We start from the raw sequence: 16,862 nt of genomic DNA, 5'->3' as shown, positions 1-16,862 counted from the left end.
GGGCGGAGCCCTTCTGGTTGTCGTCGCCAACGCGACAAAGCCGATAAGAAGGGTATGGAAGTTATCGCGAGAGGTAATTCATACCGACAAAAGGGGAAAATCCAAAAAAAAGGCCGGATAAAAATCCCGGCCAATGCTTTGCGCTAGCGTAAAACCTTACACCTTCACCACCGCCTCGCCCTGCACACAGGCCTCGCCCTTGCTGTTGAGCACTTCAGTCAGCAGGGTGACGATGGGCTTGTCGTCGCGGATCTGGGAGATGGTGACCCGGGCGGTCACCTCATCCCCTACCAGCACCGGACGGACAAACTTGAGGGTTTGACCCAGATAGATGGTGCCCTCTCCGGGCAGCTTCTGGCCCAGCAGGCCGGACAGCAGACTGGACAGCAGGATGCCGTGCACGATGGGCTGGCCAAAGGGCGTGGCAGCAGCGAAGCTCTCGTCCAGGTGGATGGGGTTGCGATCCTCGGACAGCTCGGCAAAGGCGGCAACCTCCGCCGGGCCAAACACCTTGGTCACTTCCGCACTCTGTCCCTCTACCAGGCTCATATCGCCTCCTCATCCTTCGCTGTGGTGCTGTTGAGACGCACCTGGACGTACTCGCCCGGGGCATCCGGCAGTGCCTCGTTCAGCTCTCGGGCGGGCACCGGCTTGGCTTTGGTGAGGCTGCCCAGCCACTGGTTCCATGCTGGCCACCAGGAGCCCTCGTTGTGCTTGGCCTGGGCCAGCCACTCGTCGGCATTGAGCTCGTCGGCGCCGGAGGCGATGTAGTGGCCGTACTTGCCGCCGGGGGGATTGATGATCCCGGCGATGTGGCCAGATTCGCCCAGTACAAAGGTCTTCTTGCCCCCCAGCTGACGCATTCCCTCGTAGTTTCCCTTCCACAGGGCGATGTGGTCATCCACGGTGGAGACGAAGTAGGTGGGGGTGGTGATCTTGCCCAGGTCGATCTTGGTGCCTCGAACGGTGAAGGCTCCGGGTTGGATCAGTTCATTATTCAAATAGAAGCGCCGCAGCATGGTGGAATGGGTCTTGCCCGCCACGTTGGTGTTGTCGCAGTTCCAGTGGAGCAGATCGAAGGCCACCGGGCTCTTGCCCTTAAGGTAGCCATCGACGTAGTAGTTCCAGTAGAGGTTGTTCTCCCGCAGCAGCGAGAAGGTCACCGCCAGCTGGCGGCCATCCATCACACCCTGCTCGGCGTTTTGCTGCTCCATCGCCGTCACTACCGCATCGTTGATGAAGACGCCCAGCTCGCCCGGTTGGGCGAAGTCCAGAATGGTGGTGAACAAGGTGGCGGATTTCACGCGGGATTTCATACGTTTGGCCGCCATGTAGGCCAGCGCGGTGGTCAGCGCGGTGCCGCCGATGCAGTAGCCCACGGCATTGACCTCGGCCTCGCCGGTGACCTTCTCCACCGCCAGCAAGGCGTCAATCACGCCATCCACCACGAAATCCTCGAAGTCGACGTCGGCGTGGCTGAGGTCGGGGTTGACCCAGGAGATCATCAGCACGGTGTGGCCCTGGTCGACCAGGTACTTCACCAGCGAGTTCTCTGGGCGCAGATCCAGGATGTAGTACTTGTTGACGAAGGGCGGCACGATCAGGATGGGGCGCTTGGCTACGGTCTCGGTGCTGGGGCTGTACTGCAGCAGCTCATACAGGCGGGATTGATGCACCACCTTGCCCGGGGTGCTGGCCAGGTCTTCACCCAGGGTGAACACCGACTCGTCGGTCATGCTGACGTTGAGGGTGCCGGCGCTGCGCATCATGTCCTTGGCCATCTGCTTGAGGCCACGCACCAGGTTGTCGCCACCGCTCTCCATGGTCAGCTGCAGCAGCTCCGGGTTGGAGCCGATGAAGTTGCTGGGGGCCAGGGCATTGACCGCCTGACGGGTGAAGAAGCGCAGCCGCTCCTTGGATTCTTCATCCAGGTCTTCGAACTGGTCCACCGTCTCCAACAGGTTCTTGGCGGTCAGCAGGTAGGCCTGCTTGATGTAGTCGTACCAGGGGTTGTCTTCCCACTGGGGATCGCGGAAGCGGCGATCGCCCTTGGGCGGCTGGATCACCGGGTCAATCTCCTGGCCCGCCTGCTTGAGCATGGCGTTCTGGAACAGCTGAAGCTGGGACTGCCACCAGTTGACCTGATGCTCGATCAGGTTCTCCGGGTGCTTCATGCCCTCGTTCATCGCCTTGCTCACATCCTCCAGGCTCTTTTGCATCATCGCCTGGCTGGTGTGTTGGCCCTGGTTCTTGGCCAGCTCCAGCAGCTGCTCGTTGCAGTGCATCAAGCTGTCCAGCAATTGTTTGTACGATCCGCTACTCATGGTGCTTCCTTTCGCCTCGTGTGTTAGCGCTTCAGTGGGCTGTGTTCAAACACCAGCGCCTGCAGTGCCTGCTGAGTGTCCTGGGCCAGGCCGGAGAACTGCTGCATATCCGATTGCCAGCGCGCCCCCACCGCCTGCAACAGCTCGGTTTGCTGCTGCACCAGTGACGGCAGATCCGGTTGCTGACCGGCATTGTGCATTTGCTCAATGGCCAAGCCGCCGTAGTAGTTGGCGGCCTCCAGCTGGATCTCGGTCCACTTCTCCATGCTGGCCACCAGGGTCTGGTTGTAGGCCATCCACGGGGCGGACAGGGTTTTCAGCTGCTCATCCCACTGTTTAAAGAGTTCATTTTCCATGACGACACCCTCGGCTAACTTGCGGCGATGGCCCCAACCTTACGGCGGACAGATGACAATCGCTTGACGAAAAGATGAGCACATTGTGCAACGCACAATATAGCACTGCAAGGGGGTTGCCGCTGTCGATTATGGGTTAATAGCGTTCACGACCCCATAGTGCCAAAGTCGTAAGGGTTGATTATATGTGTTTTCGCATATATGATTTTTCGCATATTTGAAGGGCGCCCCGCCCAGACAAGCTCGAGGTATCCCCGATGAATCCGGTTAACTTACTGAAATCTTTGGCTGATGAGACAAGGCTCAAGACCTTGCTGCTGATCCTCCAAGAGCAGGAGTGCTGCGTCTGTGAGCTGACCTGTGCCCTGGATGAGAGCCAGCCCAAGGTCTCCCGTCACCTGGCCCGCTTGCGCCAGGACGGTGTGCTGCAAGACCGTCGTGCCGGTCAGTGGGTCTACTACTCCCTGGCCCCCATGCCCCAGTGGCTGCTTGATGCCCTGGCGGGCATCGCCAAAGAGCACCAGGGCTTCCTGACCGATAGTGCCGAGCGTCTGGCCAACATGGGGGATCGTCCCCAACGCCAACAGCAGTGCTGCAACTGAGCCAATTTTTGATTTTGGAGGAGCCCCGCCATGGGATTGTTTGAACGCTATCTGAGTGTTTGGGTTGGCCTGGCTATCTTGGCCGGTGTGGTGCTGGGCAGCCTGGCGCCGGAGGCCTTTGCCACCCTGGCCAGTTGGGAGATCGCCGGCATCAACGGCGTCATCGCGGTGCTGATCTGGGTGATGATCTTCCCGATGATGGTGCAGATCGACTTTCAGTCGGTGAAACAGGTGGGCCAGCAGCCCAAGGGGCTGGTGCTGACGCTGGTGATCAACTGGCTGATCAAGCCCTTCACCATGGCGGCCATCGCCTGGTTGTTCTTCCGGGTGGTGTTTGCCGACTGGGTCGACCCGCAAAGCGCCTCGGAGATCATCGCTGGCATGATCCTGCTGGGGGTGGCGCCGTGCACCGCCATGGTGTTTGTCTGGAGCCAACTGACCCGGGGCAACCCCGCCTATACTCTGGTGCAGGTGTCAGTCAACGACCTGATCATGGTGGTGGCCTTTGCCCCGATTGCCGCACTGCTGCTGGGTGTTAGCGAGGTGCTGGTACCCTGGCAAACCCTGCTGCTGGCCACCGGGCTGTACGTGGTGCTGCCGCTGGTGGCCGGTGTGCTGGCCCGGATGTGGCTGCTGCGCCGCGGAGAAGCGGCGCTGACCGGCTTTATCGGCAAATTGAAGCCCTGGTCCATGATCGGCCTGCTGGCCACCGTGCTGCTGCTCTTTGCCATTCAGGCGCCCACCTTGCTGGCGCAACCCGGTTTGATTGTCCTGATCGCCATCCCCCTGCTGCTGCAAACCTACGGGATCTTCGCCCTGTCATACGGCATGGCCAAAGTTATCAAGCTGCCCCATAACGTGGCGGCTCCCGCAGCGATGATCGGCACCTCCAACTTCTTTGAGCTGGCGGTGGCGGTAGCCATCGCCCTGTTTGGACTGAATTCCGGGGCGGCGCTGGCCACCGTGGTGGGCGTACTGGTGGAAGTGCCGGTGATGCTCTCGCTGGTGGCGCTGGCCAACCGCACCCGACACTGGTTTCACGATGATGCGCCGGCTTCAGCCCGCGCTCTGCATTCCTAAAGAGAGACGACGATGAAAGTAAAAGTTGGGATCAATGGCTTCGGTCGCATGGGCCGCCTGGCCCTGCGTGCCGCCTGGGGCTGGCCGGAGTTTGAGTTTGTTCGCATCAATGACCCGGCGGGCAACACCCTCACCAACGCCCACCTGCTGGAATTTGATTCCGTCCACGGTCGCTGGGACCGCCCGGTATCCACCGAAGGCGACAACCTGGTGATCGACGGCAACATCATTGCTGTTACCAGCAACAAGGCGCTGGAGCAGACCGACTGGTCTGACTGCGACATCGTGATCGAGGCTTCAGGCAAGTTCAAAACCAAAGAGAAGCTGCAGGCCTACCTGGACCAGGGCGTGAAGAAGGTGGTCGTCACCGCGCCGGTCAAGCAGGAGGGGGTACTGGATGCCGTCTACGGGGTGAACCACCACTGGTACAACAAGGAGGAGCACGACATCGTCACCGCCGCCTCCTGTACCACCAATTGCCTGGCACCGGCAGTGAAGGTTATCCACGAGAAGCTGGGCATCAAGCACGGCTCGATGACCACCATCCATAGCATCACCAACACCCAGACCATCCTTGATGCCCCTCACAAGGATCTGCGCCGCGCCCGTTCCTGCGGGGAGAGCCTGATCCCCACCACCACCGGCTCCGCCACCGCCATTACGGTGATCTTCCCGGAGCTCAAGGGGCGCCTCAATGGCCATGCGGTGCGGGTACCGCTGTGCAACGCTTCGCTGACCGACTGTGTGTTCGAGGTGGAGCGTGCCACCTCGGTAGAAGAGGTCAATGCCCTGCTGAAGCAAGCCGCCGAAGGCGAGCTCAAGGGCGTGCTGGGCTTCGAGCAGCGTCCGCTGGTCTCCATCGATTACCGTACCGATCCGCGCAGCTCCATTGTCGACGCCCCCTCCACCATGGTGGTGAACGACACCCAGGTGAAGATGTACCTGTGGTACGACAACGAATGGGGCTACGTAAACCGCACCATGGAACTGGCTAAGTTCGTGGTAGAGCAGGGGCTGTAAGGCCGTAACGGGGGGCAGAGAGCCCCCCGGTTTTTGATCGGAAGAGAACCATGATCGCCAAGCTGCAAGGGCTGGATCGGCAGATGAAGCAATACCTGCTGATCACCTTCAACTACTGGAACTTCACCCTCACCGACGGCGCCCTGCGGATGCTGGTGGTGCTGCACTTTCACCAATTGGGCTACTCGCCGCTGGAGATCGCCTCGCTGTTCCTGTTCTACGAGATCTTCGGGGTGATCACCAACTTGGTGGGGGGCTACCTGGGCGCCCGCCTGGGGCTGAATCGCACCATGAACCTGGGACTGGCGTTGCAGGTACTGGCCCTGGGGATGCTGGCGGTGCCGTCACAGATGCTGTCGGTGCCCTACGTGATGCTGGCCCAGGCGATGTCCGGCATCGCCAAAGACCTCAACAAGATGAGCGCCAAGAGCTCGATCAAGATGCTGGTGCCTGCGGGCCAGGCCGGGGCGCTGTACAAGTGGGTGGCGATCCTGACCGGCTCCAAGAACGCCCTCAAAGGGGTGGGCTTCTTCCTCGGTGGCCTGCTGCTGATGGTGCTGGGCTTCCAGGGGGCGATGATCGTCATGGCCAGCGTGTTGGTGCTGGTATTGGCGCTGAGCCTGGCCTGGTTGGGGAAGGATCTGGGCAAGGCCAAGAACAAGCCCAAGTTCTCGGAGATCTTCTCCAAAAGCCCCAGCATCAACATCCTCTCGGCGGCGCGGCTGTTCCTGTTTGGCGCCCGTGACGTCTGGTTTGTGATCGCCCTGCCCATCTACCTGGGCACGGTGTTCGGCTGGAACCACTCCGCGGTGGGCGGTTTCCTGGCTCTGTGGGTGATAGGTTACGGCCTGGTGCAGGGCATTGCACCTAAGATCACGGGCAGTGGCAAGGCCGGCGGCAAGGTGCCGGATGGCGGCTCAGCACTGGTGTGGGCGGCGATCCTCACGGTGATTACCGTGCTGGTAGCGCTCGGGGTGCAGTGGGACTGGCATCCCCAGTTCACCATCGTGGTGGGCCTGATGGTGTTCGGTGCCGCCTTCGCGGTGAACTCCAGCCTGCACTCCTTCCTGATCGTGCATTACGCGGGGGAAGACGGCGTGTCGCTGGATGTGGGCTTCTACTACATGGCCAATGCCATGGGCCGACTGGTGGGCACGGTGCTTTCAGGCCTGGTGTTTCAGCTGGCGGGCCTGGCGGCCTGTTTGTGGATCTCGGTATTGTTCCTGGCCCTGACCACACTGATCTCTCTCTGGCTGCCGCGCCACGGTGCGGCGGTAGCACAACACTGACTCAACACTGAGATAGGATAACGAAATGAGCTTTACCCCTGCCCTGATCGAAGCCGACGGCTTCAAACTGGCTTTGCACCCGGCCCCTGGCCTGGAAACCCCGTTGGCGGAGGACATCGCGGCGCTGAAGGCGGCTGGTGTCACCGCCGTAGTGACCACCCTGACCGAGGATGAGTTGGCTCAGTTTGGCATTACCGAATTGGGCCAGCAGGTAGCGGCCGCCGGGCTGAGCTGGTTCCACCTGCCGGTACAGGATAAGTCCCTGCCGGCGGAGGCGTTCGACGCCCGCTGGCCGGAAGCACTGCCCCAGCTCAAGGCCAAGCTGGACGCCGGTGAGCGTGTCTCGGTGCATTGCCGCGGTGGTACCGGTCGCACCGGTCTGGTAGCTGCCAAGCTGGTTTTGGCCTGCGGAGCGGACTGGGACAACACCCTGGCGGCCATTCGTGATGCCCGCCCCGGTGCCCTCGCTGCCGAGGTCCAGCTAGAGTACCTGAAAGGCTGAGCAAAACCGGTGGGATAGGCTGCCGCCGACTCAGGTTTACGACCGCCCAAGGCATTTTGCCTTCGGGCGGTTTTTATTTGTCTTTTGCTTTGTTAGTTATGGAGTTAGTCATTTCGCAACCGCAGGAGCTGCCCATGCCTGAATTCTTCCATATCCGCCGCGCCGAACCCTCCGATGCCGAGGCCTTTGCCGAGATCGCCTCAGGGGAGAGCGCCTACAGCAACACCATGCAGCTGCCCTGGCCCAGCGTGGCCAAATGGCGCAAGAACTGCGAGCAGTGGCCGGATCACGTCCATGTGCTGGTGGCGGAAAACAGTGAAGGGAAGGTGATTGGTAACCTGGGGATGGAGGCGCTGCAGTCGCCCCGTCGACGCCACATCGGTCAGCTGGGCATGTTCGTCCATGACGATTGGCAGGGCCAGGGGGTGGGCACAGCGCTGATGGCTGCGGCCATTGAGCTGGCGGACAACTGGCTTAACCTGTCCCGGCTGGAGCTTGAGGTGTACCCCGACAACGAGGCGGCACTGGCGCTGTACCGCAGGTTTGGCTTTGTCCAGGAGGGGGTTGCCCGCCAAGGGGCCTTTCGCGCCGGTAAGCTGACCGACGTGGTGAAGATGGGCCGGCTCAGGGACGAAGTGACAGGCTAGGGCCGGGCAGGCCTTAGCCTGCCATCTTTAGCGTGTTCAGCGGAACCCAACCACGCTCTCCTTGAGCGTTCTCGACCCAGCCCCAACCCAGCAGTGATTGCTTCAGGGTCAAGTGCTCGCCCACCTGGGTGTCTAGCTCGCGGGCACTGTAATCACACAGCGCTATCGCTTCGCCATTCTCAACTCGAAAGTAGCTCTTCGGTGCCCAGCCCTGGTTGCCGTCCCCGGTGGTGGTGCGCACCCAACCGGGAAACTCGGTGTCTTCTACGCCTAAGGAGACCTGCTCACCGGCGTTGAACTGAATGGGGTTGGGGTACTGGCTGGAGTGGGGGTTAATCACCAGAAACTGCATGGTCACGTCCTTGTGTCAGCGGTAAATAATACGGGGGTTGGGGTTAGTCCTGAACGACGGTTTGGCCGATAGGCGCCACGGTCAACATCGCCAGTTTGACATGCTGGATGGCAAAGGGAATACCGATGATGGTGATGATCAGCGCCACCGCATGAAACAGGTGGCCCAGTGCCAGCCACAGGCCGGCAAACAGGAACCAGATGACGTTGCCGAGGGTGCCGAAGGCGCCGGTGCCGATGTCTTCCTGGCGGTTAACCACACGGCGGCTGGCGATATCCTTACCGAAGGGCCACAGGCTTAACTGTGCGATGACAAAGCAGCTGCGGGCAAAGGGGATGCCGATGATGGTCAGCACCATAACGACGCCCACCAGGGCCCAGGCCAGGGCCATGATAAAGCCGCCGCAGATAAGCCAAAGTACGTTGCCGATAAAACGAAACAGATCCATGTCATACCCATTCTATTGATTCACTGACAGGGTATGACGAAGGCAGGTGAGGAACCAGCCCCAAAGCGTAACCAAATGTCTTGGTTGGCTTAAACTACGGCCAGCAGGCGTTTCCCCAGGTACAGGTTGGCAGCGGACGAGGCGGCGGCACCGGCGAAGGCGGCCGCGGTCTTGATCGGGCTGGCGGCCTTGATGATGGCCTTGGCCTGGTCCGGCATGGCGTCTTTGCTGCTGTTTGGGCAGATGGGGCAGATAGCGCGGGGCACCACGGTGTGCACCGCATTGTGTACTGTCTGGAGCATACGTCGTTCCATTGCTCGGGCGATGTCCTTGTATCGGCATGGGGTTCGAACGCTTTAGCCCGGATCTTGCCCCACGGCGGGGTTGCAGTAAGATCGCTGCCATCGCCCTGTATTTGAGTCTGTCATGAGTCACTCTCTCCCCATCGACCCGCTAAAGCCGGAGTTTCTGCGTCGCCTTGCCGACCACCATCTGGTGGTGGAGGCGGAAACCGGCTCTGGTAAATCCACCCGACTGCCACTGTGGGCGGCCGAGCAGGGGCGGGTGCTGGTGGTGGAGCCGCGACGGATCGCCAGTACCGCGCTGGCGGATTACCTGTCGCAAAGCCACCCCAACGTCGGCTACGCCATCCGCTTTGATTCCACGGTGACCGAGCAGACCCAGGTGGCCTTCGTAACGCCGGGCATCGCTCTGCGCTGGTTTGCCGAGGATAAGCTGGCCCAGTACCAGACGGTGATCATCGATGAGTTCCACGAACGGCGCTGGGATACCGACTTGCTGTTGGCCCTGCTTAAGCGCCATCAGCAACACCGGCTGGTGCTGACCTCTGCCACCGTTGACGGTGAGCGGCTGGCCCAGTACCTGGAGGGGGAGCGGTTGCACGCCGAGGGTCGGCGTTACCCTGTGGCCCTGAACTACCAGGCCCGGGACAGCCGAGATCTGCCCTCGGATCGCGACCTGGCTCAGCGACTTAAAGCGGTGATCCCTCAGGCGTTGGAGCAGACCCAGGGAGACGTGCTGGTGTTTCTGCCCGGCCGTAAGGAGATCACCCAGGCCCAGCAAGTATTGGAAGCCGCTCTGAGTGAGCGTGCAGAGGTGATCCCACTGCACGCCTCGGTGCCTAAGGCGGTTCAACGCAAGGCGCTGAGTACAGGGCCCAAGCCGCGCGTGATCCTGGCCACTAACGTGGCGGAAACCTCGCTGACCATCCCCGGTGTCACCCTGGTGGTAGACAGTGGCCTGGAGCGCCGAACTCACCAGCGCAATGGCCGTACCGTGTTGGGGCTGTCGCGGATCTCCAAGGCATCGGCGGCGCAGCGTCAGGGCCGGGCCGGGCGGGTAGCCCCGGGGCAATGTCTGCGGCTGTGGGGTGAGTTTGCTCCGCTGGAGGCGCTGACACCGCCAGAGCTGCAACGCGAGGAGCTGGTGGAGCCGATGCTGGCGGCCGCCAGTGCCGGCACCCGGCTGGATCAACTGGACTTTGTTGATCTTCTGCCAGCCAAGTCTTTGGGGCTGGCGGCGGAGAAGCTGAGCCAGATGATGGCCATCGATGAGCAGGGCAACATCACCGAGCACGGTCGCCGGCTGTTTCCATTGCCTATCGATACCCAGTTTGCTCACCTCATTACCGCCATGCCGGACAAGCCCTGCCAGGAGGCGATGGTGGATCTGGCAGCGGCGCTCTCCATTGGCCAACGGCTGTGGAAGCTGCCGCAGTCTGAATCGGGCCTCAAGGCATTGAACCAATGGGTACCCCAGGCCTGCGATGGCCTTACCTTGGTCAGCATCGTCCGCCAGACCCCGCCGGAGGAGCTGGGTATCGATCCGGCGCTGCGCCGCGAGGCCAGACAGATGGCCAGCCAGATCCGTGCTGCCCTGGGCTTACCTGAGTTGGCGGCCAGCTCCCATCTGCCCTACGTCCAGTGGCGCCAAGCCATACTCAGTGCCATCCCAGAGCTGGCCTTTGTCCGCCGGCAGAAGCGGCGCGAGGCACTGGGCAATGGCGCGGTGGAGGTGCAACCGGGCCGTGAGAGCCGATTTGCCGAGGAGGCCGAGGCGGCCCTGGTGCTGGATCAGCACAGCCTGCCCGGCCGGGGTGTACGTCAGACTCTGAACCTGGCCACCTGCATGATGCCACTGACGCTCAAAGAGCTGGTGGCGGCCGAGCTGGGTGAGGAGAGTATCAACCCCAACCGCAAAGCCGACGCCGGTGGCGACGAAGTGGTGTTGGAGCGTCACTACGCCGGCCGGCTTATCGGTAGCCGAGAGGCGGCGCCGGAGGGGGCGCAGGCAGTGGAGGCGCTGGTCAGCGACATCCTCAAAGGCAAGCGCCTGGCGCCAGCGGGCCAGCAACTGCAGGCGGATCTCTGGGCCTGGCGGCTCTACCTGGGGCTGGGGCGCGCCCAGGGGGAAGCGCCTGAGGCGGAATCCTGGCTCAAGGCCAAACTGGAAGACTTGGGGGTGGAGAGCGCCGAGGATCTGGAGCTGATTGAACCGGCCGACCTGGCCTTTGAGGGCGTCCCCGAGTGGGAGCGGGCCGAATTTGATGCCCAGTTCCCCTCCAACCTGGTGCTGGCGGAGCTCAAGCTGAAGGTGGAGTACCACCCCAAGGCCAAACGCGTCACCCTGGTGTACGACTCGGGCCAGCGCAAGGCGGACCCAAAGCGCTGGGAACTCCCCAGTTGGAGTGGCTGGCGTATCCAATACCGCCGCGCCAGCCGTGTGGTGGATGTGCGCTAGCGGGTCGATACGCTTGTTTGGCCCTAGCCTACACTTGATTCGTCACTTATCGATGAACACACGCAGCGAGGAAGGCGATGATGAAGGCGAGGATCTACACGAAATTCTTAGGGCTGGTTTGGCTGGCACTGTTCTCCGGCTCGGTGATGGCTGAAGGGCTGGTGGATAGCCTGGTGTCGCAATTGGGTGTCACCGAGGCCCAGGCCAGTGGCGGTGCCGGGGCGATGCTCAGCATGGCTCAGGACTCACTGGGTGACAGTGATTGGAGCTCGCTGACCAGCTACATCCCCGAGGCTACCGATCTGGCCAGCGGAGTCGATCTCTCCAACTTCACCGGCGATATGGGCACCTCGGCGCTGGGGGATGTGGGTAGCATGCTCGGTGGTGCTGATCTGGGCCAGCTGGCCAACGTGGCCTCGGCGTTTGAGTCCCTGGGATTAAGCCCGGATATGATCGCCCAGTTCTCCCCCGTCATTCTGGAGTACCTCAAAGGCCAGGGTGGTACCGATCTGGTGGGTAAGCTCACCTCGCTATGGACGCCCTGACACGAGTTAGCTGCTGATTGCGTGCTGCCGCCTGAGGGCCGTTTGCGATCTTGCTAACACTTCAGTGGAAGGGGCCGGTTGGTATGGCGCTTGTCCTATTTCTGTCATGACCTCGACCTAGATTGGGCGCCATCACTGAACGAAGGAATAGGGCTATGGAGATCGACCACTGTGGGTTAACCCTGCTGGTTGCCACCGCATTGGCGTTGGCCAACTGGCTCTACGGCGAATTGGCGCAGGTTATGGCCGAGGTGCAGGAGATGTTGGCGGGAGTGGGCAACCGCTAAAATGATGGCGCTCCGACGCCGCAGCTGAAGCCATCTAGCCCGGGCTCTTCAAGCAGTCAGGAACAAGAGAAAGGCGCAGTGACGTGAGTCGCTGCGCCTTTGGTGTATTCAAGCCGGATCAGCGCCTGAACAGAGTCGATTCAGGGCCAGCTCAGGCGTAATTCTGGGCCAGCTAAGGGCTAATCAGGGTTTAGGCGGGAACTGGCCCAGCATCTTTGCCACCAGGTTCTGTACCCGCTCGGTGCGGCGTTCGGCCCGCTCCCGCTCGGGCAGGGTCATGTCGTCGGTGGCCCGCCAGATCAGTGCGCCGTCCTGCACCAGGTCAATCTGCAGGATCATCACCTGCTCTTCGGTGGGCCCCAGCGGTACCGCGACGCTGCCACTGACGCTGCCCCGGCGGCCATAGGTGCCGCCGCCCACGCCAACACTGACGTTGGACTCCTTCTCCCGGGTTTCCACCCGACTGCGGTAAAACACCCGAACGCCCTGTTCACCCTGGCGCCAGCCACGACCGTCCAGGTTGGCCTGGATCGCCGGAGCGATCCGCTCTGCCATCAGCGGGTCCTGCTCCGCTTCGGCCTCAGCCAGTTGGTACTGGTTGATGGCAGCGAAGTCGATCTCGGTGTTGTAGTCGACGTTGGAGCTGGGCGCGGCGCAGCCGGCGAGCCCAAGTATCAGCAATAACCCTAAGAGTTTTCGCGACATAGGGAGTCCTTATTGGGTAACGATGGGCCCTAGCTAAGCAGAGTTGGCGACCGGATGCCAGTCCGTTAGCCCACACACTCCCTGATACGGACCCGTTCCCCAGAGCGTTTATTTCTGTGGGTGATTTTGGCAAGGTGGAGGCGAAGCAGATGGAGGGGATTCGTGAGTACGCTCTCACCTTGTGTTGGCTGGTGCCAACTGGATGAACAGGAACGCTGCCGTGGTTGCCTGCGGGACGTGGATGAGATCCGCCAGTGGCGCGACTGGGACGACAATCAACGACGGGCGGTAATGGAACAGCTGCCCCAGCGGCGAGCCGCACAGCAGAAGGAGTAAGCCAAGCCGATGGGCAATCAGGGAAGAGCGGGGCGCAGTATGCGTCCCAGAGTTGCCAGAACCGTCCTGGGTACTTTGGTGCTTGGCAGTGTCGCTTTGTTTTGGGGCTGCAGCCAGGCCATGAGCCCGGAGCAGCAGGCCCAGGCGGAGTCATGGGGCCAATGGCGGGCTGAGCAGGAGGCGCAGGTCAAAGATCCGCAGCGCTCCTTTCTCAATATTCGAGATGCGGTGTACCTGCGGCCACAGCAGCAGGTAGGGCTTGACCCCAGCACACCGGCGGCGCAGATCCGCTGGCACAAGCAGGCATCGATGCCACTGACGCTCCACCACAATGGTCAGGATGCCAGCGTCGAGTGGGGCGACCAGCAGCGGACACTGTCAGCCGGGGAGACCTTGGCACTGAATGACAACCTGTTTGTCACCGTTGGTACCTTGTATGACCAGGGGCTACGGGCCTTTGTCCGCGACCGCCATCACCCCAAGGTGGCGGAGTTTGAGGGTTTTGAGTTCTTCGACTACAACCCCGATGCCCGGGTGATGGCCCAGTTTGTTGCCCAGACGCCGGAACCAGTCATGTTTCAGACCATCCAGGGGCTGAAGAACCGCTTCTATCGAGTCGGCAAGGTGGCGTTCGATTGGCAGGGCCAGGCGGTGACGCTCTCCGCCTACCACAGCAGTGGCAAAGCGCCGTATCGCTCGCTGCTGCTGTTCTTTAAGGACGCCAGCAACGGCGACACCACCTACGGCGGCGGCCGGGAGTTGGTCCTTGAGCTGCCCGATGGGGTGGCACAATCCTTTGCCATCGACTTCAACTACACCATCAACTTCTACTGCGCTCGCTCTACTTTCTGGAACTGCCCGGTGCTGAAAGACCCGGCCCTGACCGTGGCGGTGGAGGCCGGCGAGCAACTGCCCGCGGACTACTAGGCGCTGCGTGGAGTCGCCTTTGCGGTGCACTCTTTGGCGCGCTTACTTGGGCGTGTTTCTGAGCGCTCCTCGGCCAAAGGAACAGAGCGCTCTGGACTTGATCCGGATCATGAAACTTGAGTGAATTGTCCGGCTACCAGCCGCCTCCCTCCCGGGTCTGAACCACACTTGCTGTACGAGGTGGATAAGGTTGTGTGGGAGGCACCATGATCATTCAAACCATGACATTCCAGCTGTTGGAGCCGGGTCGGCCGGAAGGGGTCTTTGTGGTGGATCCCGCCGGTGTGTTGGAGGTGGATCTCAGTCCCTCTGGAAAGCTGTATGTGGGGGAGTTCGCTCAACTAAGCTTTGTCGGAGAGGGAGTGGGTACCCGCCTGAGCTGCAGTCGTTACGAGGGCTGGCAGCTGATGTTGCGGGACAAGGATGCCCTGGCGTTGAAGGCACTGATCCACGACGTCAGCGACGATCTGGAAGACCTGATGCGGGATCTCTGAGCGAGGGGCCCTTGATGTGATCCCACGCAGGGTTGGCAGCGGTTCACGATGGCACACTGGGTCGGGCATAAACCACAAGGAGTGACGCTATGCAGTTGGTAACCATCGTGATTCTGTTTGTGCTGGCCGCCGTGGTGGTGGGCTTTCTATTGATCCCCCGCAAGCGCAAACACAAGGAGGTTGTGCCCATCGCCAACCACGCTCGCAAGCGCAAGCCGCGTAAACGGCGCGGGGCCCAGAGCCGTCCGGCTTAGCCCTCGTCGCGGATCACCTGGATATCGTCAAACCCCAGGTCGCGGAAGTAGTTATCGCGAAAGTCCCGGTGCGCCTGCTTATCGCGGGTGCTCATCTGCACCTGCTGCTCCATCATCTGGTAGCCCTTGATATCCAGGCCCTCGGCAATGGCCGCCGCCTCAAACATGCTGTGGTGTTTGTCGTTGGCGTAGCCGATGATCTTCTCTTCGCCTTTGTAGCTGTACTTGAGTTTCAGGGACAAGGGAGTACTCCGTAGGTCATAGGGGGGTGAAGGGCCATTGGCGCGGTTGCTGCAGTGTTTCCAGGTAAAGCGTTTCTACCTTGGCGCGGGCCCAGGGAGTGCGGCGCAGAAAGGTCAGGCTGGATTTGATGCTGGGATCGCGTTGAAAACAGCGGATCGGGATCATCAGCGCCAGGTTGTCCCAGCCGTAGGTTTGCTGCAACGATTCCACCATCGCTTTGAGCGTGATCCCGTGCAGGGGATTATTGGGTTGGGACTGAGTCATGGCCGTACTCGGTTGCAAAAGGGCGCATTGTGCGCGCTCCGCCGGTTCAGGTCAAAGCCCGGTGCGCGACAGGCCATTGCGCACCGGCCGGGTGTGGCGTACCGCTTAGGGATCGAACCGCTCCAGGATCTCAAACTCATCCCGTTTTAGCTTCCAAACGCCATTGTCGGTATGAACCCACTCCTCGTGGGTAATCACCCCGCGGGCCACATTCATAGAGAAGTCCGCCCCCAGCACCACGGTGTCGGCATCCACCTCTTTGAGCCAGATGTTGGTGTAGACCAGATCGGTAGCACCACTGGCCATAAAGGGGCGCCAGAAGGCGTCGATGTCCACCTGGCCGTGGAACTCTCCCACCGGTTTGGCCACCAGCAGGGCATCGTCGTTGTAGCGCTGAACGCAGTAATCCGCATCGCCGAAATTGAAGTGGTCGATCCATGCATGGCTGGCTTGAAGGACTTCGATCAGTCGTTCCTGGTTATTCATCCGCTGGCCTCCGGCAATTCCGTTGACAAAGAATGGCACAGAATCCCATCGGCAAGGGGGGGCTGGGGGCAAAAAGCCAGCGCATTTTCCGCCGATAAAGGCAGCCGCTTGATGCCTCCTTTCACTCCAGCGCCCCCTTCGGGAGCGATCACAGGGCAGACTGCTTGAGGCAGATCAATCTTGGGTGGATTAGAACGCCGTAGATTGGTTGGAGCACCTAGCTTACTAAGAGAGCCTGTTATGGAAGCATCCACTATGACAATCCTGGATCGACGCCTGACCTTGGCCGATCAACGCCACGGTCGCTTTCAACTCGACCCCAGTGGCTTCCTGTTTATTGACCTGATCGATCAGGAGCTGAGTGCCCCCTTTACCAGCCTGGCCACCCAGCCCGCCTCGCCAGGACTGACAGAACTGGTGTGTGAGGGAGAGGCAGAACCGCTTTGGGCGCTCACCCTGAAAGACGAGGATGCGGACTACTTGCTGCGCCTGATCGGGCGCGAAACCCTAACCGGTCACCCGCAGTAACATACGCAAGCGAAATGGTGCCATAAATGGTTCATTGGGCCGTAATGCAACTCTTTTTTTATGGTCCAAAATAGGTAGGCATTGATGTCTTGGTTTCACTTTTTAGGGTTTGAAAGGAGAGAGGAATGGAAGTTCAAGAACGTACTCCCCAGTGGGCACAGAACAAATCCGTAGGCAAAGGCGTGCGCCCGGCGATGACCCGCCCCAGCCTGGCGTCGATGGCTGCGTTCCCCTCTCAACCGGCACCGAGCTGGCAACTGACCCTGTCCGACAGCAGCGAAGGCTACGAGCTATCGCTGCAACAAGAGATCGACCAACAACTGGCACACTGGGGCTGAGCCCCCGGCATGGCCAACGCGCCGGGGCTTGCCCCGGCGTTGTTGTATCCGCTCCTCAGCCAATGCTAAAACTCG

Annotated in this window: 25 protein-coding genes; 15 read left to right on the top strand and 10 right to left on the bottom strand. The window is 61.2% G+C overall.

Features of this window, described 5'->3' with window-relative positions:
- Positions 1 to 156: 156 nt before the first annotated feature.
- The 3 genes from BUC04_RS14160 to BUC04_RS14150 are packed head-to-tail and all read right to left on the bottom strand — an operon-like array spanning position 157 to position 2,680.
- A complete protein-coding gene (locus BUC04_RS14160; RefSeq protein WP_067661663.1) occupies positions 157 to 549 on the bottom strand; it encodes a MaoC family dehydratase in 393 nt (130 codons plus the stop codon).
- On the bottom strand, positions 546 to 2,324 hold the full coding sequence (gene phaC / locus BUC04_RS14155; RefSeq protein ID WP_067661665.1) for a class I poly(R)-hydroxyalkanoic acid synthase: 1,779 nt from the start codon (positions 2,322 to 2,324) through the stop codon (positions 546 to 548). Before phaC ends, BUC04_RS14160 begins: the two co-directional genes overlap by 4 nt.
- 23 nt (positions 2,325 to 2,347) lie before the next feature.
- Complete coding sequence (locus tag BUC04_RS14150) at positions 2,348 to 2,680, bottom strand: phasin family protein (RefSeq protein WP_067661667.1); 333 nt, start codon at positions 2,678 to 2,680, stop codon at positions 2,348 to 2,350.
- Between the two features lie 257 nt (positions 2,681 to 2,937).
- Here BUC04_RS14150 and BUC04_RS14145 point away from each other — a divergent pair, with 257 nt between their 5' ends.
- From BUC04_RS14145 to BUC04_RS14120, 6 genes are all read left to right on the top strand, one after another.
- Positions 2,938 to 3,282, top strand: coding sequence for a metalloregulator ArsR/SmtB family transcription factor (locus BUC04_RS14145; RefSeq protein WP_067661669.1), 345 nt, complete (start codon positions 2,938 to 2,940; stop codon positions 3,280 to 3,282).
- A gap of 30 nt (positions 3,283 to 3,312) precedes the next feature.
- Entirely contained in the window at positions 3,313 to 4,362 is a 1,050-nt protein-coding gene (gene arsB, locus BUC04_RS14140; RefSeq protein WP_067661671.1) for an ACR3 family arsenite efflux transporter, read from the top strand.
- A gap of 12 nt (positions 4,363 to 4,374) precedes the next feature.
- Positions 4,375 to 5,382 (top strand): ArsJ-associated glyceraldehyde-3-phosphate dehydrogenase, encoded by a 1,008-nt coding sequence (locus tag BUC04_RS14135; protein ID WP_067661673.1) that lies wholly within the window; start codon positions 4,375 to 4,377, stop codon positions 5,380 to 5,382.
- 50 nt (positions 5,383 to 5,432) lie between these two features.
- On the top strand, positions 5,433 to 6,671 hold the full coding sequence (gene arsJ / locus BUC04_RS14130) for an organoarsenical effux MFS transporter ArsJ (protein ID WP_067661675.1): 1,239 nt from the start codon (positions 5,433 to 5,435) through the stop codon (positions 6,669 to 6,671).
- Positions 6,672 to 6,696: 25 nt separating this feature from the next.
- Positions 6,697 to 7,173 (top strand): phosphatase domain-containing protein, encoded by a 477-nt coding sequence (locus BUC04_RS14125; protein WP_067661677.1) that lies wholly within the window; start codon positions 6,697 to 6,699, stop codon positions 7,171 to 7,173.
- 134 nt (positions 7,174 to 7,307) lie between these two features.
- Positions 7,308 to 7,820, top strand: coding sequence for a GNAT family N-acetyltransferase (locus BUC04_RS14120; protein WP_067661679.1), 513 nt, complete (start codon positions 7,308 to 7,310; stop codon positions 7,818 to 7,820).
- 13 nt (positions 7,821 to 7,833) lie between these two features.
- Here BUC04_RS14120 and BUC04_RS14115 read toward each other — a convergent pair whose 3' ends face one another.
- From BUC04_RS14115 to BUC04_RS14105, 3 genes are all read right to left on the bottom strand, one after another.
- Positions 7,834 to 8,172: an SH3 domain-containing protein gene (locus tag BUC04_RS14115; protein ID WP_067661682.1), complete on the bottom strand. Its 339-nt coding sequence runs from the start codon at positions 8,170 to 8,172 to the stop codon at positions 7,834 to 7,836.
- 43 nt (positions 8,173 to 8,215) lie between these two features.
- Positions 8,216 to 8,620, bottom strand: coding sequence for a YccF domain-containing protein (locus tag BUC04_RS14110; RefSeq protein ID WP_067661684.1), 405 nt, complete (start codon positions 8,618 to 8,620; stop codon positions 8,216 to 8,218).
- Positions 8,621 to 8,709: 89 nt separating this feature from the next.
- Entirely contained in the window at positions 8,710 to 8,922 is a 213-nt protein-coding gene (locus BUC04_RS14105; RefSeq protein ID WP_067661686.1) for a hypothetical protein, read from the bottom strand.
- 124 nt (positions 8,923 to 9,046) lie between these two features.
- On the opposite strand from BUC04_RS14105, the gene BUC04_RS14100 reads away from it, so the two are divergent.
- The 3 genes from BUC04_RS14100 (at position 9,047) to BUC04_RS24205 (ending at position 12,212) form a co-directional block, all read left to right on the top strand.
- Positions 9,047 to 11,380: a helicase-related protein gene (locus BUC04_RS14100; protein WP_067661688.1), complete on the top strand. Its 2,334-nt coding sequence runs from the start codon at positions 9,047 to 9,049 to the stop codon at positions 11,378 to 11,380.
- A gap of 80 nt (positions 11,381 to 11,460) precedes the next feature.
- Entirely contained in the window at positions 11,461 to 11,925 is a 465-nt protein-coding gene (locus BUC04_RS14095; RefSeq protein ID WP_067661690.1) for a DUF2780 domain-containing protein, read from the top strand.
- A gap of 155 nt (positions 11,926 to 12,080) precedes the next feature.
- On the top strand, positions 12,081 to 12,212 hold the full coding sequence (locus BUC04_RS24205) for a hypothetical protein (RefSeq protein ID WP_268762532.1): 132 nt from the start codon (positions 12,081 to 12,083) through the stop codon (positions 12,210 to 12,212).
- A gap of 183 nt (positions 12,213 to 12,395) precedes the next feature.
- Here BUC04_RS24205 and BUC04_RS14090 read toward each other — a convergent pair whose 3' ends face one another.
- Entirely contained in the window at positions 12,396 to 12,917 is a 522-nt protein-coding gene (locus BUC04_RS14090; protein WP_082766722.1) for a DUF4136 domain-containing protein, read from the bottom strand.
- Between the two features lie 162 nt (positions 12,918 to 13,079).
- On the opposite strand from BUC04_RS14090, the gene BUC04_RS14085 reads away from it, so the two are divergent.
- The 4 genes from BUC04_RS14085 (at position 13,080) to BUC04_RS23975 (ending at position 14,928) form a co-directional block, all read left to right on the top strand.
- Positions 13,080 to 13,253: a DUF1289 domain-containing protein gene (locus BUC04_RS14085; RefSeq protein ID WP_159437697.1), complete on the top strand. Its 174-nt coding sequence runs from the start codon at positions 13,080 to 13,082 to the stop codon at positions 13,251 to 13,253.
- A 39-nt stretch (positions 13,254 to 13,292) separates the two neighbouring features.
- Entirely contained in the window at positions 13,293 to 14,180 is an 888-nt protein-coding gene (locus BUC04_RS14080) for a DUF1684 domain-containing protein (RefSeq protein WP_159437696.1), read from the top strand.
- Between the two features lie 206 nt (positions 14,181 to 14,386).
- Positions 14,387 to 14,674 carry a hypothetical protein gene (locus BUC04_RS14075; protein WP_067661696.1) on the top strand — a complete coding sequence of 96 codons (288 nt, stop codon included), beginning with the start codon at positions 14,387 to 14,389 and terminating at the stop codon, positions 14,672 to 14,674.
- Positions 14,675 to 14,763: 89 nt separating this feature from the next.
- On the top strand, positions 14,764 to 14,928 hold the full coding sequence (locus BUC04_RS23975) for a hypothetical protein (RefSeq protein WP_156480020.1): 165 nt from the start codon (positions 14,764 to 14,766) through the stop codon (positions 14,926 to 14,928).
- On the opposite strand, the gene BUC04_RS14070 is transcribed toward BUC04_RS23975, so the two are convergent.
- The 3 genes from BUC04_RS14070 to BUC04_RS14060 form a co-directional block, all read right to left on the bottom strand.
- Positions 14,925 to 15,170, bottom strand: coding sequence for a DUF2960 domain-containing protein (locus tag BUC04_RS14070; protein ID WP_067661698.1), 246 nt, complete (start codon positions 15,168 to 15,170; stop codon positions 14,925 to 14,927). The two genes, BUC04_RS23975 and BUC04_RS14070, sit on opposite strands and share 4 nt — an antisense overlap.
- Positions 15,171 to 15,186: 16 nt before the next feature.
- A complete protein-coding gene (locus BUC04_RS14065; protein ID WP_067661699.1) occupies positions 15,187 to 15,435 on the bottom strand; it encodes a VF530 family protein in 249 nt (82 codons plus the stop codon).
- A 105-nt stretch (positions 15,436 to 15,540) separates the two neighbouring features.
- Positions 15,541 to 15,921 carry a Cif family virulence factor gene (locus tag BUC04_RS14060; protein ID WP_067661701.1) on the bottom strand — a complete coding sequence of 127 codons (381 nt, stop codon included), beginning with the start codon at positions 15,919 to 15,921 and terminating at the stop codon, positions 15,541 to 15,543.
- A 240-nt stretch (positions 15,922 to 16,161) separates the two neighbouring features.
- Here BUC04_RS14060 and BUC04_RS14055 point away from each other — a divergent pair, with 240 nt between their 5' ends.
- Positions 16,162 to 16,449: a hypothetical protein gene (locus tag BUC04_RS14055; protein ID WP_143165729.1), complete on the top strand. Its 288-nt coding sequence runs from the start codon at positions 16,162 to 16,164 to the stop codon at positions 16,447 to 16,449.
- A 125-nt stretch (positions 16,450 to 16,574) separates the two neighbouring features.
- Entirely contained in the window at positions 16,575 to 16,787 is a 213-nt protein-coding gene (locus BUC04_RS14050) for a hypothetical protein (protein ID WP_067661705.1), read from the top strand.
- Positions 16,788 to 16,862 lie beyond the last annotated feature (75 nt).

This window comes from Ferrimonas marina (assembly GCF_900129905.1).
GTDB classification, from domain to species: Bacteria; Pseudomonadota; Gammaproteobacteria; order Enterobacterales; family Shewanellaceae; genus Ferrimonas; species Ferrimonas marina.
The sequence above is the reverse complement of the archived record's forward strand: the minus strand, read 5'-3'. Positions and strand labels throughout refer to the sequence as shown.